We start from the raw sequence: 15,071 nt of genomic DNA on the forward strand, positions 1-15,071 counted from the left end.
CCCCATGAGCCACGAGGCCGTACCGGCGGATGTCGCCGGTACGGCCTCGTGCGGGAACGGGCGCCGGAGGGGGGTGGGCGCCCGGGGCGGTGATCCGCCCAGGGGTTCTCGGGTCCGGGAGTTCCGGTCCCTGGTGGGGGCCTACAGGACCAGCGACAGCAGCAGCACGCAGATGATGCCGACGACCGAGATCAGCGTCTCCATGATCGACCAGGTCTTGAAGGTCTGGCCGACGCTCATCCCGAAGTACTCCTTCACCAGCCAGAAGCCCGCGTCGTTGACATGGCTGAAGAACAGCGAGCCGCAGCCGATGGCCAGGACCAGCAGCGCCACATGCGTGGTGCTCATGTCCGCGGCGAGTGGGGCGACCAGACCGGCGGCGGAGATGGTGGCCACCGTCGCGGAGCCGGTCGCGAGCCGGATGACGACCGCGATCAGCCAGGCCAGCAGCAGGGTGGAAATGTTCCAGTCCTTGGAGATCTCCAGGATCATCTGGCCGACGCCCGCGTCCACCAACGTCTGCTTGAAGCCGCCGCCGGCGCCGACGATCAGCAGGACCCCGGCGATCGGACCGAACGACTTCTCGACGGTGGTGGCGATCCTGCCCTTGCTGAAGCCGGCCGCCCGGCCCAGGGTGAACATCGCGACGATGACGGCGGTCAGCAGCGCGATCAGCGGCGAGCCGACCACGTCGAAGACCCGCTGGACGGTGTCCTTCGGATCGTCGACGACCACATCGACCAGGGCCTTGGCCAGCATCATCACGACCGGCAGCAGCACGGTGGCGACGGTGATGCCGAAGCCGGGGCGCTTTTCGAGATCGTCGGAAGCGCGCTCGGGCACCATGTTCTCCGGCGGGCGGATGTCCACCCAACGGGCCGCGTAGCGGGAGAAGACGGGGCCGGCGATGATCGCCGTCGGGATCGCCACGACCACACCGAGGGCGAGGGTGATGCCCAGGTTCGCGCCGACCGCGTCGATGGCGACGAGCGGGCCGGGGTGCGGCGGGATCAGCCCGTGCATGACGGACAGGCCGGCCAGCGCCGGGATGCCGATCCGCATCAGCGAGAAGTTGCCGCGCTTGGCGACCAGCAGCACGACCGGGATCAGCAGCACGATGCCGACCTCGAAGAAGATCGGCAGCCCGACGACCCCGGCGATCAGCACCATCGCCCACGGCATCGACCGCTTGCTCGCCTTGGCCAGGATCGTGTCGACGATCTCGTCGGCGCCGCCGGAGTCGGCGAGCAGCCTGCCGAGGATGGCGCCCAGCGCGATCAGTACGCCGGTGCCGGCGACGGTCTCACCGAGCCCGGTGGAGAAGCTCGCGATGGCCTTGTCGAGCGGCGCTCCCGCGACCGCGCCGAGCACCAGCGAACCGATGATCAGCGACAGGAAGGCGTGCACCTTGAACTTGGTGATGAGCAGGACGATGGCGGCTATGCCGGCCACGACGGCGATGCCCAACTGCGCATGTCCGGCCGAGGTGATCGGCGCGGTCGCATCCGCTGCGAGCATCTCGACGCTGAGATGAGTCACGGCGATTCCCTTGCTTGACGGAGGGAGGGGAGAGGGGACGGCGGGGGTACTGCGGCGCCCGCGGAACCCGGGCGCGGTGGTGCGGTGGTGCGGCGGCTAGCCGACCGGCGCGAGCTCGCGCAGCGCGGCGACGGCCCGGAGCGCGATCTCCTGCGGGGTGCCGGACACGTCGACGCCCACGCCCGCCTCGTCCGCACCGAGCGGTTCGAGGGTGGCGAACTGGGAGTCCAGGAGTGCGGTCGGCATGAAGTGGCCCTTGCGCTCGGCCATCCGCTCCTCGATCAGCGCGCGGTCGCCCGTGAGGTGCAGAAAGACCACACCGGGGGCGGCGGCGCGCAGCCGGTCGCGGTAGGCACGCTTGAGCGCGGAGCTGCTGACGACGCCGCCGTGTCCGGCCCGGTCGTGGGCCCAGGCGCCGATGGCATCCAGCCACGGTCCGCGGTCGCTGTCGTCCAGCGGGGTGCCCGCCGACATCTTGTCGATGTTGGCCGGCGGGTGGAAGTCGTCGCCCTCGGCGTACGGGACGCCCAGTTCGGCGGCCACGAGCGGGCCGATCGTCGTCTTGCCGGTGCCTGCCACACCCATGACGACGATGACGTGGGGGGTGCTCATCCCGATTACCTCGCTGTCTTCATTGACCTGCTGCGCCCCCCACTGAAACCTATTAGGTACGACGTATTCAAGAGTCTGTGATGCAAACGTCATACTTATTGCGTCACGGGTCGGGAACGTAGGCTGGGCACCATGGAGAACGAGGGGAAGGGACTGCACGCACGCGTGCTGGAGTCCCTGGGGCCGGCGATCACCGCGGGCGACTACCCTCCGGGCACGATCCTGCGCACCGACGAACTGGAGCAGCGCTTCGACGTCTCCCGCACGGTCATCCGCGAGGCGATCCGGGTACTGGAGTCGATGCGACTGGTCGCCTCACGACGCCGGGTCGGGGTGACGGTCCGCCCCACCGAGGAGTGGAACGTCTACGACCCGCGGGTCATCAGCTGGCGGCTGGCCGGCCGGGACCGCCCCCGGCAGCTGCGCTCCCTGACCGTGCTGCGCTCCGCCGTCGAACCGGTCGCCGCCGGACTCGCCGCCACGCACGCCACCCCCGAGCAGTGCGCCGAACTCACCGAACACGCCATGGGCATGGTGTCCACCTCACGCGGCCAGCAGCTCGACGCCTACCTCGTGCACGACACGGCCTTCCACCGGGTGGTGCTGCGCGCCTCCGGCAACGAGATGTTCGCCCGGCTCGGCGACGTCGTCGCCGCCGTCCTGACCGGCCGCACCCAGCACCATGTGATGTTCACCGACCCCGACCCGGCGGCCGTCACCCTGCACGTCCAGGTGGCCGAGGCGGTACGCACCGGCGACGCGGCCCGCGCCGAGGCCCTGACCCGCGAGATCACCATCGGCGCCATGGCCGAACTCGACGTCCTCGCACCGTAGTCGGGGATCCCGGCAGCACATTCGCCCGCCACACACGGCCCGGTACCGCTTCCGTCGGGCGCCTCCGGCGGGACGTTTTCGTCGGGGCGTTTTCGTCGGGGCGTTTCGTCGGGGCGTTTCGTCAACGGCCCCCGGGGGCCGCGCCGTTCGGGAAATTTACGCCGCCCGGGAGACCCTCCTCGGCCGGCCTGGCCCGACGGCCGCCGTACACGGGGTGCCGCCGATGCGCGGAGAACCGGTCCGTCCGGAGCGGACGAGGGAGAAAAAGAGAAAGGCAAAGAGCGATCACCGCTCCTTGCCACTTTCAACTTATAGCGCACTGGGGGGCTTGCGGCAAGGCCCCCGCCCTGGTGCAGAATCGCGGCTCGAAGCCAGAACCTGCAGAAATGGGAGATTCGCGAAGTGCGTTCGTTTTTGTCGGTTCCCAGGTGGTGCGGTGGCGTCGAGCCGACGAGGGGACGCGCACCGCGGGTGCGGGCGACCGGCACCGGGACGCGGCTGTGCGCGCCGACCGCCGCGGCGGCGATTCAGAACCGGAGCTGAGGCATATGAACCCCCTGACCACCAGCGCGTTCGACCTTCCCGACCGCCTCGCCCCCAAGGCCGACCCGGCCCTGATCGACGGCGACGAGGGGCATTTCGCGGCCCTCGCGGAGAGCCTCGCGCAGACCATCGCCGAACTGTCCGACCGCCTCGATGCCACGCGCAGGGCGCCCGGCGGCATCGGCCGGGAGGCGATGGACCGGGACACGGAGGTCCACCGGCTGACCGGGCGCCTGCGCGCCCTGCGCCGCTTCGGCCTGGACCTCTGCCTCGGCCACATCGTCCCTGCGGACCACCCCGAGCCCGTGTACATCGGACGGCTCGGCCTCACCGACACCACCGGGCGCCGGCTGCTGCTCGACTGGCGCTCCCCCGCGGCCGAGCCGTTCTTCGCGGCGACCCACGCCCACCCGATGGGTCTGGCGAGCCGCCGCAGGTACCGCTGGACCCGCGGCCGGATCAGCGACTACTGGGACGAGGTGTTCACCGCCGACGGGCTCGACGGGCACGCCGCCCTCGACGACCAGTCCGCCTTCATCGCGAGCCTGGGCAGCAACCGATCGAGCCGCATGCGGGACGTGCTCTCCACCATCCAGTCCGACCAGGACGCCATCATCCGCGCGGGGTCCCGCGGCGCTCTCGTCGTCGACGGCGGTCCGGGCACCGGCAAGACCGTCGTCGCCCTGCACCGCGCCGCCCACCTCCTCTACTCCGACCCGCGCCTCGGCCACCGCCGGGGAGGGGTGCTGTTCATCGGCCCGAGCCGGCCCTACCTGAACTACGTCGCCGATGTCCTGCCCAGCCTCGGCGAGGAGGGCGTGCAGACCTGCACCCTGCGCGACCTGGTGGCCGAGGGAGCCGGAGCAGCGGTCGAGGCCGACCCGGAGGTGGCGCTCCTGAAGTCGTCAGCGGACCTGGTGAAGGCGATCGAACCGGCCGTCGGCATCTACGAGGAGCCGCCCGCCAAGGGAATGACGGTCGAGACCCACTGGTCCGACATCTGGCTGAGCGCCGACGACTGGGCCGCGGCGTTCGAAGCGGTCGAACCAGGCACTCCGCACAACGAGGCGCGCGACCAGATCCAGGAGGAGCTGGTCACCCTCCTGATGGACAAGGACGACAGCGACGCCTCCCCCGAGCTGCTCCGGCGGTCGCTGCTGCAGAACAGGGAGCTGATCAGCACCCTCCACCGCGCGTGGCCGATGCTCGAAGCGACCGACCTCGTCGGAGATCTGTGGTCGGTACCGGCCTACCTGCGCAAGTGCGCCCCGCAGCTCGGCCCCGACGACGTGCGCAAGCTCCAGCGGGCGGACGCCCAGGCCTGGACGGTGTCCGATCTGCCGCTCCTGGACGCGGCGCGGCAGCGGCTCGGCGACCCGGAGGCGTCCGCGCGGGGGCGCCGGCACGAGGCGTCCGTCGCCGCGGAACGTGCGCGCAGGGCCGACTCCATCGACAGCCTGCTGCAGAACGTCGAGATCGACGAGAGCGAAGGCGCGATGGGGATGCTGCACGGGCAGGACCTGCAGGACACCCTGATCGACGAGAGCGCGCTGCCCGGCGCCGAACCGGACCTGCTCGCCGGCCCGTTCGCGCACATCGTCGTGGACGAGGCCCAGGAACTGACCGACGCCGAGTGGCAGATGCTGCTGCTCCGCTGCCCGTCCCGGAGCTTCAGCATCGTCGGGGACCGTGCGCAGGCCAGGCACGGGTTCACCGAGTCGTGGCAGGAGCGGCTGGAGCGGGTCGGGCTCGACCGGGTCACCGTGGCCTCCCTGAGCATCAACTACCGCACGCCGGAAGAGGTCATGGCGGAGGCGGAGCTGGTCATCGGCGCCGCGCTCCCGGACGCCAATGTGCCGACCTCCATCCGCAGCAGCGGCATCCCCGTCGTCCACGGATCCGTCGCGGAGCTGGACCCGGTCCTCGACACCTGGCGCGCCGCCCATCCCGACGGCATCGCCTGCGTCATCGGCGATCCCGCGTTCCGTTCGACCTCCCGCGTCCGGTCGCTGACCCCGGAGCTGGCCAAGGGCCTGGAGTTCGACCTGGTCGTCCTCATCGACCCGGAGGCATTCGGCACCGGCATCGAAGGAGCCGTCGACCGCTATGTCGCGATGACCCGTGCGACCCAGCAGCTCGTCATCCTCACGAGCTCCGCGTCCGCTGCGGCACCGCGGCAGCGGCAGCCCTGACCGCCGGGGCCCGTCGTCCGGGCGGGCCCCACCTCAGAACAGCGGCTGCTGTCCCGGGATCGGCGGCTCCTCCGGGTCGAAGAGCTTCTCGGCCGGCGCCATCATCGGCGCGATCCGACGCGACCCCGGACAGGAGATCAACTCCAGCACCGTCCGCCGCCCCGGCGGGTCATGGCGGGCGAAACGACCGCCGACAACGGCGATCTCTCGGGTGCAGATGGGGCAGGCGCGGCGGGGTGACGACATGGGACCAGTCTGACCCAGGCCGCGACCGGCACGCACCGGCGCCCGCCGCACCCACCCGCCGCCCCCTCAGAAAGCGTCCGTCGGGACGTACGTCCCCCACACCTCGCGCAGCGCGTCGCACACCTCGCCCACCGTCGCCTTCGCCCGCAGCGCCTCGCGCATCGGGTACAGGACGTTGTCGGTTCCCTGGGCCGCGCGCCGCAATCCGGTCAGGGCCCTCTCGACGGCGGGCCGGTCGCGTCCGGCCCGCAGGGCCGCCAGGCGGGCGCTCTGCTGGGCCTCCAGGGCCGGGTCGACGCGGAGCGTTTCGTAGGGCTCCTCCTCGTCCAGCCGGAAGCGGTTGACGCCGACCACGACGCGTTCGCCGGCGTCCGTCTCCCGGGCGATGCGGTAGGCGTTGCGCTCGATCTCGGCCTTCTGGAAGCCCTGCTCGATCGCGGCCACCGCCCCGCCCAAGTCCGCCACCCGGCCCATCAGTTCGCGGGCCGCCGCCTCCGTCTCGTCGGTCATCGACTCGACGGCATAGGACCCGGCGAACGGGTCGACGGTGGCGGTCACATCGCTCTCGTACGCGAGTACCTGCTGCGTCCGCAGCGCCAGCCGGGCCGACTTGTCCGTCGGGAGCGCGAGGGCCTCGTCGAAGGAGTTGGTGTGCAGCGACTGGGTGCCGCCCAGGACGGCGGCCAGGCCCTGCACGGCGACCCGCACCAGATTCACCTCCGGCTGCTGGGCGGTGAGCTGGACGCCCGCGGTCTGCGTATGGAAGCGCAGCATCAGCGACTTGGGGTCTCGCGCGCCGAACTCCTCGCGCATCACCCGGGCCCACATCCTGCGCGCCGCGCGGAACTTGGCCACCTCTTCGAGGAGCGTCGTACGGGAGACGAAAAAGAAGGACAGCCGTGGCGCGAAGTCGTCGACGTCCATCCCGGCGGCGACGGCGGCACGGACGTATGCGATGCCGTTGGCGAGCGTGAAGGCGATCTCCTGCACGGGCGAGGCACCGGCCTCGGCCATGTGGTAGCCGGAGATCGAGATGGTGTTCCACCGGGGGATCTCGGCCCGGCAGTAGCGGAAGGTGTCCGCGGCCAGCCGCAGCGACGGCTTCGGCGGGAAGATGTAGGTGCCGCGGGCGATGTACTCCTTGAGCACGTCGTTCTGTACGGTCCCGGTCAGCCGGTCCGCCGGCACCCCCGCTTCCTCGCCCACCAGTTGGTAGAGGAGCAGCAGCAGCGCGGCCGGAGCGTTGATGGTCATGGACGTCGAGACCCGGTCCAGCTCGATCCCGTCGAACAGCACCCGCATGTCGTCGACGGAGTCGATGGCCACCCCGACCTTGCCGACCTCACCGGCCGCGATCGGGGTGTCCGAGTCGTGGCCCATCTGCGTCGGCAGGTCGAAGGCGACGGACAGCCCGGTCGTGCCGTGCTCGATCAGCTGCCGGTAGCGGGCATTGGACTCCGCTGCCGTACCGAAGCCCGCGTACTGCCGCATCGTCCACGGGCGCGTGGTGTACATCGACGGGTACACGCCGCGCGTGAAGGGGTAGCTGCCCGGCGCGCCGAGCTTGCCGTCGGCGTCCCAGCCGGCGAGCGCCGCCGGCCCGTACACCGGCGCGACGGGCAGCCCGCTCTCGTTCCGCCGCACCGTGTCGTGCGGCTCAGCCGTCCCGTCTCGCCCGTCCGCCTCGCCCGTCATGGGTGTACGCCTCCCGGTCGACCGTGCCGATGCCCGAACCGGCAGGTGCCCCTGCCGGTCGCTTCGCCGGGGGGCGCGCGGCACGCGACACGCCCCGGCTCACAGCATGCCCGCAGGTTCGCCGTCCCGCAGCGCTGGGAAGCATCAACGGTGGCCGGTCGAGGTGGCACCGGCGGCAACCGGGGGTGGAGCATGCGGCGGAGCGGCAGAAGACCTGCGGCGGGTACGGCACTGCTGGTGGCGGTGGTGATCGCCGCAGCTGCGGGCTGCCGTCCGGTGACGGTGTCCGGATCGGCCGGCACGGCCGACGGGAAGTCCGGCCGGCATGCCGCCACCGCGCCGTCCCACGCCCGCCCGCCGTCCGCCGCACCGCCGGCCCCGGCCCGGCACCGGGTCACCCAGCGGCCCGCCCCCCGGCCCGCCCCACGTCCGGTCATGGCCACCGGCGCGCGCGGCCCGCAGGTCCGCGAACTCCAGGCCCGCCTCGCCCAGCTCGGCCTCTTCGGCCGCTCCCCCACGGGCTACTACGCCTCCGTGACCGCCGCCGCGGTCCGCGCCTTCCAGAAGCGGCAGGGGCTGCCGCGCACCGGCGCGGTGCAGCCCGCGGCGTGGAGCGCCCTGCGCGCCCGCACCCGCCAGCCGTCCCACGACCAGCTCTTCCCGCCGACCACCAAGCCGATCGGCACACCCGATCCGCGCTGCATGACGGGCCGGGTGATCTGCATCAGCAAGAAGAGCGACACCCTCGCCTGGATGGTCAACGGCAGGGTCGTCTCGGCGATGGACGTGCGTTTCGGCTCGCAGTACACCCCCACCCGCGAGGGCACCTTCGCCATCACCTTCAAGAGCCGGCACCACGTCTCGACGCTCTACCACTCACCGATGCCGTACGCGATGTTCTTCAGCGGCGGCCAGGCGGTGCACTATTCGTCGGACTTCGCGGCCCGCGGCTACTCCGGCGCCTCACACGGCTGTGTGAACGTCCGGGACGAGAAGAAGATCGCCGCCCTCTTCGCCGCGGTGCAGAAGGGGACGAAGGTGGTGGTGCACCACTGATGCGGGCGGGCGGAACGCCGCCGGCGGAAGAGAAGGGCGCGGGCAGGGCCGGGGGAACGTGCCCCGCCCGCGCCGAGTGCGCGAAGCCGTGGATACGGGGGGAACCCCGGCTTCTGCGCAGCCGATGACCAGTCGGCTTCACTTTCTACTGCGCCACCGGGTCGGAAAACGTCACACCGGGCCGGAAGGGGCCGTGGAGGGCGTGCCGGTGGGCGTGGGTGCCGGGGTGGACGCGCCGGGGTCGGGGGACGGGCTCGGTGTGGCGGAGGGGTGGGAGTCGTCGTCCTCGTCGCCGCCCGGGGCGCTGCTGCCCTGGCCGTCGCCGGGCCGGGTGCCGCCGCCGCTGCCGCCGCTCCCGCCGGTGCCTCCCGAGTCGCCGCCGTTCTGCTGACCCGCCAGGAACTTGCGGCAGAAGGCGTGCACCTTGGCCGGGCCGCCGGCCGCGCGCTCCAGCCGTCGGCGGGTCGTGCGGTCCATCTCGCCCCGCTTGCCGGACTCGTAGTCGCGGCACAGCGCCAGCACGAACTTCTTGCGGTCGCCGTGGTTCCTTCCGGAGTCCGGGTCGCCCGCGCCGCCGGGGGTGCCCTCATGGCCGGGGGCGCCGCTCGGGGCGCCGGGGGCGCCGTCATGACCGGGCGTGCCGTGGCCGCCCGGTGCCGGGGTGCCGTGCCGGCCCGTCGGGTCCTGGCCCGGGGTGGCGCCCGGGGAGCTGGGGATGCCGCTCTCGGTCCCGGTCTGGGTGTCCGGCTCCTGGGTTTGGAGGGTGCCCGGGGTCTCGGCGGCGGAGATCGTGGCGGCCGGTTCGGGGTCCGCCCCGACGCCCTGGAACGGGGTCGGCAGCACGCCGGTGCCCGCCGCGACGGCGACACCGCCGATCGCGCAGACCGCGAGGGCGACGGCGAAGCCGTGCCGGAAGGGGCGCCCGAGACGGGTGCGTTCGGCGATGCCGCCGGGGCGGGTGGTGTGCACCGTCGGGACCACGGCCCCGGACGTACGGGTCCGCGCCCCGTCACCGGCGCCCGGCCCGGCCTTCCGGAACGCGGCGAGCGCGGCCCCCTCTCCGGGGAGTTCGGTGGGTGCGGGACGGCCCGCAGCGCCGACCGCCGCGGCGGCGTCCAGCAGCTGGCGGAGCTCGTGTGCGCCGTCGCCGTCCCTGGCACTGACCGGGTCGCCACGCAGCAATCGCTCCGCGGCGTCCTTGTCGAGCCAGTCGTACCGGTCGTCGGCCATCACATGTCCTTCTGCGTTCGCGCGGCCGTTTCCGTCACACCCGGTACGTACGATTCCGCCACGCCGTCGCGGCGTCTTCGGCCCTGTGCCGGCACGCCGCCCACGGTTCCACCACCCTTGCGCGGCCCCGGCGCGGGCCGGTCAGGAGGGGGGTCGGCGGTGTGGCCCGCGCCGCCCCTGCCGTCGTCCTCGGGGCCCGGTGTGCAGCAGCCGATACCGCCGTCGCCCTCGTCCCCGGTGGCGTCCGGGTCGTGCCCGATTCCGCCGGCGGGCTCCTCGGCGATCAGCTCGGCGAGCCGCCGCAGGCCCCGGTGGGCGGCGGTCCGCACCGCCCCCGGCCGCTTGCCCAGGACCTGTGCGGTGCTCTTGGCGTCGAGTCCGACGACCACCCGCAGCACCACGGCCTCCGCCTGGTCCTGCGGCAGCCTGGATATCAGCCGGAGGGTGCTGCCGGTGCCCAGCGCCTCCAGTGCCTCGCCCGCGGTGTCGGAGGCGCCCGGGGTGTCGGCCAGTTCGCTCTCGTCGCCGCCGATCGCGGGGCGCCGTCCGCGCATCCGTATGTGGTCCAGGGCGCGGTTGCGGGCGATGCGGGCGGCCCAGCCGCGGAAACGGTCCGCGTCGCCGCTGAAGCGGGCGAGGTCGCGGGTGATCTGCAGCCAGGCTTCGGACGCGACATCTTCGGCGTCCGCGTCGCCCACCAAGGTCCGCACATACCCGAGAAGTCGGGGGTGCACCGCCCGGTAGACCGTACGGAACGCCGCTTCGTCGCCGTCCTGTGCCGCTTGTACGGCAACCGTCAGCCGACTGTCGTCCGGCTGAATGTCGTCCCCTCGCACGGGTCCATCCTGTCGCACGCGGAAAGTCCGCCGCCCGGTCCTTGCTGCTTTGCTGCCGATCCGGTCCGCTGACCGCTGATCGCGTACGCGCCGCACGGCGCCGGATGTCTGCCGGTTACCGCCCGCCGCCGTGGATCACGGCACGCCGGGAACCCCCGGTAACCGGGCTGTTCCTGCAGACCGTAACGCGTGAGGTCGCACGCCCCGAATCCGGGCCACCGCACACAGCGACGGACGGGCCGCACGGATCCATCTGGAACTCCCGGGGATCACGGCTGCTTCAAGCCGCGGGAAACAGGCGAACGATGCGCCAACCGGCGCGGATGGGCACGTTACGGGCCCCGCCCGGCCCGCGTCCAGAGCAACCGGCGGTACCCCGCCCCGCACCCCGTGTGACGCTTTCGGGCCGTCCGGCGCTGTATCGGATAGGGGGCTGTAACAGGCCCTTCATGAGCGACGGCCGGGGCCTCTCCTGTGGGGGGTGGCGGCCCCGGCCGTCCTTGTCCTTCCGCGTCCTTCCGCCGGCACTCACGCCGTGACGCTCACACCTTCGCGCCCAGCGCCTTGAAGTCCGGCCAGGACATCGCCGGCTTCCCCGGATTCCAGGTCTTCTCGGCCAAGGCCCGCAGCGGCATCCGGATCCCCTGCGCCACCTGCTCCTGCGTCTGCGCATTCGCCAGGTCGCACCAGATCGCGAACCGCGCCCCGGGCACCCGGTCGGGCCCGGTCTGCGACGCGGGCACCGACACCGGCGAGGTCCCGCGGATCACGGCCGGGGTCCAGCTGCGGTAGATCCGCTCCCCGGTCGGATAGGTGAAGTCGTTCGGCTCGCCGAGCACGTAGTAGAGGTACTCGTCGTTGAAGTTCATGACGGTGCGGCCCTTGCGGAGGAATTCCGCCGGGTCGCGCTTGCCCATCTCCTTGCCGGTCCAGTAGTCGACGGTCCGGTCCTTGTCGGGCTGGACGGCGCCGTCGAAGAAGAACCCGTCGTTCCAGGCCTCGATCTTGTTCTTGCCCGCTTTCCGGACGACCTTCTGCCGGTCGTTGAGCCAGCCGGTGGCCAGGTCCTCGATGGTGCCGCCCGATCCGTACTTCTCCCGCGCGGCCTGCGCGAGCTGCGGATAGGACGTCTCGGGGGAACGGGACATCAGCGCCTGGTATTCGTCACCGCCCAGGTGCCAGTAGGCGTCGCTGCCCTTGGGATTGGTGAACAGCCCGGCGTATTCGCGCAGCAGCTCGTCGACGAGCTTGCCGGCCTGCGGCTTGGAGATGTCGATCGCGCCATTGACGGTCTCGCCCTGGGCATTGCGCAGCTCCAGGCCGGGATAGTGGTCGAGCACGGCGCCCAGGTGGCCGGGCGAGTCGATCTCCGGAACGACGCTGATGTGCAGGCTCCGCGCGAGCTGCACGATGCTGCGGACCTGGGCCTTGGTGAGGTGGTCCTTGGACACGATCTCGGGGTGTGTGTCGCTCTCGATGCGCCAGCCCTGGTCGTCGGTGAAGTGCAGCTGGAACTGATTGAGCTTGAGGTCGGCGATCTCCCGGATCCGGCTCTCGATCCAGTCGGCGCTGAACGGCTTGCGGGCGTTGTCCAGGCTCATTCCGCGCTGCGGCCGGTCCGGCCGGTCCTTGATGGTGCCCTCGGGCAGTCCGCCGCCGGTGCTCAGTGCCTGTTTCACAGTGCGGGTGCCGTTGAAGATGCCGGCGTCGGTGGGGGCCGTGAGAGTGAGCCGGGTGTCGTCGGCGGTCAGCGTGTACGCCTCGTCGGCCGTGTTGCTGACCGCCGCGTTGTCCGGCCGGTCGGCGCCGCTCTTCCCGGTGAGCTTCACCTCGACGTCCCCCGGGCGTACGTCCTGGTCGCCCCAGACCACCGGCAGGCCGCCCAGGTCCTTGGCCAGCCGCCGGGCCTCGTCGGCGACATTGCTCTTCTCGCCGGCCGGGACCACCACCCGGGCGCCCTTGGACGGGCGCCAGCCGCGTCCATCGGCCGCCTGGAACGTGCTGACGGCGGGGATGGTGCGCGGCGGCCCCTTCACGGCGGCCCAGGTGGGGGTGGGTGCGGCGGACGAGGACCCGGCCGAGGAGGTGTCCCCGGGCGGCATGGAGTCCGCGGCGCCCGAGCAGCCGCTGAGTGCCAGCGCGGCGGCGAGCGCGGGAACCGCGAGGGCGGCTCGGGTCGACGGCCGCGTGGAGCGCGACGGCGGCGTCGGGTTCGACATTGTGCAATCCTCACTTTTCGGGGCGAAGCATTGCCGGGTGCTTGGGACGTGTCGTCCATCAAGCACGCGAAAGGTCTCTCATCCGGGTGAAATTCGCGCATCCGTCGGACAACGGCCGACAAGCGTCGTTAGCGTGGCGTCTCCATCAGTCACTCCCTTCCCAGGGCTTCCGGACCGCCGGATCACCGCCGGGGCGTCGCGTCGCGGTCACCACCGCCACACCCACCTCCGGCTCCGCATCCCTCCGGTATCACTCCGGAATTCCGTCGTTCTCCCGTCCACCTTCCATCAGCCGCCCGCCCCGCACCCGCCGAAAAGATCCATCCGGTCCGTATGCACCAGGCCCGACACCTTCAGGCCGGCATCCGTCCGATCCGCATCCGTCCGATCCGCATCCGTCCGAGGAGCCCACGCTGTCCGGCGACAACCCGGCCGCCAGGCCGACGACGCTGCATCCCCCGCACTCCCCGCGGTGCGGCATACCTTCGCAGAGCCGGGGCGCGCTGCCGCAGGGATACTCCGGCGGCGCCGGACTCGACGGCTTCAACACCCTCCCGTCCGACGACGCCGTCGCCGCGCTGCTGGCCTGCTGCGGCAGCCTCCGCTGGGCCGAGCGGGTCGCGGCGCACCGCCCGTACCCGGATCCGGAGTCGCTGCTCGCCGCGTCCGACGAGGCCTGTTACGACCTGACCCCGGCGGAGATCGACGAGGCGCTCGCCGGGGAATCCTTCTCGGCGCGCCCCCTCGTCGGCGCCCGGGGCCCCGGCACGCTCGCCGCGCACACCGCACTGCGGGCCGCGCACGCCGAGTACGAGCGGCGCTTCCGGCACGCCTTCGTGATCTGCCTGGACGGCTACCGCGACGACGAGCTGCTGGATCAGGTGCTGTCCGGGATCCGCACCCGGCTGGGCAACGAACCGGACGAGGAGCGGGCCGTCACCGCGGACGAACTGCGCCGGCTGACCCGCGGCCGGCTGGCGCGACTTGCGGCTTCTTGCCCGTAAAGCCCGTTTCGTACTTGTGTGATAGCCCGTTGGTGGCTGTTTGATCACACCTAAGGACCCGGGCGGGAGGAACCGACACCGCGTCGCTACGATGGCCAGGGCCGGTGGACCGTACCCGGCCGGGCCGTGACCGACAGAGAAGCCGGCAGGCCCCAATCCCCGCTCCCGGAGGGTTTTTCCGTGCCGGCTGGAACGCTGTACCGCGGCCGGGAAGGCATGTGGTCCTGGGTGGCTCATCGAGTCACTGGCGTCCTCATTTTCTTCTTCCTGTTCGTACACGTCCTCGACACCGCGCTTGTCAGGGTCTCGCCCGAGGCCTACGACGACGTCGTCGCGACTTACAAGACGCCCCTCGTCAACGTGATGGAGTACGGCCTGGTGGCCGCCATCCTCTTCCACGCGCTCAATGGCCTGCGGGTCATCGCCGTGGACTTCTGGTCCAAGGGCCCGAAGTACCAGAAGCAGCTGCTGTGGACCGTTGTCGGTGTCTGGGTCGTGCTGATGGCCGGTGCCTTCTACCCCGTGTTGCAGCACACCCTGCGCACGCTGTTCGGGAGCTGATGACGCGAGATGTCCGCTGAAACCCACTCCCCCGCAGGTACCACTGTGACGGACGACGTCCCGCTCTATGACGTGGACCACCCGGCCCCCGTCATCGAGCCGCCACGCAAGCGCACCAACAAGACCGGGCGCGCTTCCCGGGGCAACTTCGAGATGCAGACCTGGCTCTTCATGCGCCTGTCCGGCATCGTCCTGGTCGTCCTGGTCCTCGGTCACCTGCTGATCCAGCTGGTGCTGGACGGCGGTGTCTCCAAGATCGGCTTCGCCTTCGTGGCCGGCCGCTGGGCCTCGCCGTTCTGGCAGGGCTGGGACCTGCTGATGCTGTGGCTGGCGATGCTGCACGGCGCCAACGGCCTGCGCACGGTCATCAACGACTACGCGCAGCGGGACAACACCCGCTTCTGGCTGAAGATGCTGCTCTACACCGCCACGGTGTTCACCGTCCTTCTGGGCACGCTGGTGATCTTCACCTTCGACCCGAACATCCGCTAGGCCCCGGGGCTG

At 71.6% G+C, this 15,071-nt stretch carries 13 protein-coding genes; 6 read left to right on the forward strand and 7 right to left on the reverse strand.

The genetic code is table 11. From position 1 onward, the window contains the following. Positions 1-141: 141 nt before the first annotated feature. Both ACIRQ7_RS03940 and ACIRQ7_RS03945 read right to left on the reverse strand, forming a co-directional pair. Positions 142-1,539, reverse strand: coding sequence for a gluconate:H+ symporter (locus ACIRQ7_RS03940; protein ID WP_404259611.1), 1,398 nt, complete (start codon positions 1,537-1,539; stop codon positions 142-144). Positions 1,540-1,635: 96 nt separating this feature from the next. Beyond that, positions 1,636-2,151 (reverse strand): gluconokinase, encoded by a 516-nt coding sequence (locus ACIRQ7_RS03945; protein WP_404259613.1) that lies wholly within the window; start codon positions 2,149-2,151, stop codon positions 1,636-1,638. A gap of 132 nt (positions 2,152-2,283) precedes the next feature. On the opposite strand from ACIRQ7_RS03945, the gene ACIRQ7_RS03950 reads away from it, so the two are divergent. Both ACIRQ7_RS03950 and helR read left to right on the forward strand, forming a co-directional pair. Further along, complete coding sequence (locus ACIRQ7_RS03950) at positions 2,284-2,985, forward strand: FadR/GntR family transcriptional regulator (protein WP_401462162.1); 702 nt, start codon at positions 2,284-2,286, stop codon at positions 2,983-2,985. A 548-nt stretch (positions 2,986-3,533) separates the two neighbouring features. Next, positions 3,534-5,720: an RNA polymerase recycling motor ATPase HelR gene (helR, locus tag ACIRQ7_RS03955; protein WP_404259615.1), complete on the forward strand. Its 2,187-nt coding sequence runs from the start codon at positions 3,534-3,536 to the stop codon at positions 5,718-5,720. 33 nt (positions 5,721-5,753) lie between these two features. On the opposite strand, the gene ACIRQ7_RS03960 is transcribed toward helR, so the two are convergent. Both ACIRQ7_RS03960 and ACIRQ7_RS03965 read right to left on the reverse strand, forming a co-directional pair. Continuing rightward, positions 5,754-5,966: a hypothetical protein gene (locus tag ACIRQ7_RS03960; RefSeq protein WP_159470832.1), complete on the reverse strand. Its 213-nt coding sequence runs from the start codon at positions 5,964-5,966 to the stop codon at positions 5,754-5,756. Positions 5,967-6,032: 66 nt separating this feature from the next. Next, positions 6,033-7,661 carry a methylmalonyl-CoA mutase gene (locus ACIRQ7_RS03965; RefSeq protein ID WP_404259617.1) on the reverse strand — a complete coding sequence of 543 codons (1,629 nt, stop codon included), beginning with the start codon at positions 7,659-7,661 and terminating at the stop codon, positions 6,033-6,035. 192 nt (positions 7,662-7,853) lie between these two features. Here ACIRQ7_RS03965 and ACIRQ7_RS03970 point away from each other — a divergent pair, with 192 nt between their 5' ends. Further along, entirely contained in the window at positions 7,854-8,717 is an 864-nt protein-coding gene (locus ACIRQ7_RS03970; RefSeq protein ID WP_404259619.1) for a L,D-transpeptidase family protein, read from the forward strand. 171 nt (positions 8,718-8,888) lie between these two features. Here ACIRQ7_RS03970 and ACIRQ7_RS03975 read toward each other — a convergent pair whose 3' ends face one another. The 3 genes from ACIRQ7_RS03975 to ACIRQ7_RS03985 form a co-directional block, all read right to left on the reverse strand. Next, the gene (locus ACIRQ7_RS03975) at positions 8,889-9,947 is read right to left on the reverse strand and encodes a hypothetical protein (RefSeq protein ID WP_404259621.1); all 1,059 of its coding nucleotides are present in this window, start codon (positions 9,945-9,947) and stop codon (positions 8,889-8,891) included. Further along, positions 9,947-10,783 (reverse strand): RNA polymerase sigma factor, encoded by an 837-nt coding sequence (locus tag ACIRQ7_RS03980; RefSeq protein ID WP_401462147.1) that lies wholly within the window; start codon positions 10,781-10,783, stop codon positions 9,947-9,949. The genes ACIRQ7_RS03975 and ACIRQ7_RS03980 overlap by 1 nt, the downstream gene beginning before the upstream one ends. A 542-nt stretch (positions 10,784-11,325) precedes the next feature. Next, complete coding sequence (locus ACIRQ7_RS03985; protein WP_404259623.1) at positions 11,326-13,002, reverse strand: glycoside hydrolase family 20 protein; 1,677 nt, start codon at positions 13,000-13,002, stop codon at positions 11,326-11,328. Positions 13,003-13,088: 86 nt separating this feature from the next. Between ACIRQ7_RS03985 and ACIRQ7_RS03990 the strand changes: the two genes are divergently transcribed. The 3 genes from ACIRQ7_RS03990 (at position 13,089) to ACIRQ7_RS04000 (ending at position 15,059) form a co-directional block, all read left to right on the forward strand. Then, positions 13,089-14,006, forward strand: coding sequence for a 2-oxo-4-hydroxy-4-carboxy-5-ureidoimidazoline decarboxylase (locus ACIRQ7_RS03990; RefSeq protein WP_404259625.1), 918 nt, complete (start codon positions 13,089-13,091; stop codon positions 14,004-14,006). A 180-nt stretch (positions 14,007-14,186) separates the two neighbouring features. After that, positions 14,187-14,567: a succinate dehydrogenase, cytochrome b556 subunit gene (gene sdhC, locus ACIRQ7_RS03995; RefSeq protein WP_401462138.1), complete on the forward strand. Its 381-nt coding sequence runs from the start codon at positions 14,187-14,189 to the stop codon at positions 14,565-14,567. A 9-nt stretch (positions 14,568-14,576) separates the two neighbouring features. Continuing rightward, positions 14,577-15,059 carry a succinate dehydrogenase hydrophobic membrane anchor subunit gene (locus ACIRQ7_RS04000; RefSeq protein ID WP_404259627.1) on the forward strand — a complete coding sequence of 161 codons (483 nt, stop codon included), beginning with the start codon at positions 14,577-14,579 and terminating at the stop codon, positions 15,057-15,059. The last annotated feature ends 12 nt before the right edge of the window (positions 15,060-15,071 follow it).

Origin of the sequence: Streptomyces sp. NPDC101393 (assembly GCF_044767385.1) — a bacterium.
Lineage (GTDB): Bacteria > Actinomycetota > Actinomycetes > Streptomycetales > Streptomycetaceae > Streptomyces.

Excerpts from the sequence above, each read along its gene's own strand:
- ACIRQ7_RS03945 (WP_404259613.1), bottom strand. The coding sequence starts at position 2,151 with ATGAGCACCCCCCACGTCATCGTCGTCATGGGTGTGGCAGGCACCGGC.
- ACIRQ7_RS03950 (WP_401462162.1), top strand. The coding sequence starts at position 2,284 with ATGGAGAACGAGGGGAAGGGACTGCACGCACGCGTGCTGGAGTCCCTG.
- helR (WP_404259615.1), top strand. The coding sequence starts at position 3,534 with ATGAACCCCCTGACCACCAGCGCGTTCGACCTTCCCGACCGCCTCGCC.
- ACIRQ7_RS03960 (WP_159470832.1), bottom strand. The coding sequence starts at position 5,966 with ATGTCGTCACCCCGCCGCGCCTGCCCCATCTGCACCCGAGAGATCGCC.
- ACIRQ7_RS03965 (WP_404259617.1), bottom strand. The coding sequence starts at position 7,661 with ATGACGGGCGAGGCGGACGGGCGAGACGGGACGGCTGAGCCGCACGAC.
- ACIRQ7_RS03970 (WP_404259619.1), top strand. The coding sequence starts at position 7,854 with ATGCGGCGGAGCGGCAGAAGACCTGCGGCGGGTACGGCACTGCTGGTG.
- ACIRQ7_RS03975 (WP_404259621.1), bottom strand. The coding sequence starts at position 9,947 with ATGGCCGACGACCGGTACGACTGGCTCGACAAGGACGCCGCGGAGCGA.
- ACIRQ7_RS03985 (WP_404259623.1), bottom strand. The coding sequence starts at position 13,002 with ATGTCGAACCCGACGCCGCCGTCGCGCTCCACGCGGCCGTCGACCCGA.
- ACIRQ7_RS04000 (WP_404259627.1), top strand. The coding sequence starts at position 14,577 with ATGTCCGCTGAAACCCACTCCCCCGCAGGTACCACTGTGACGGACGAC.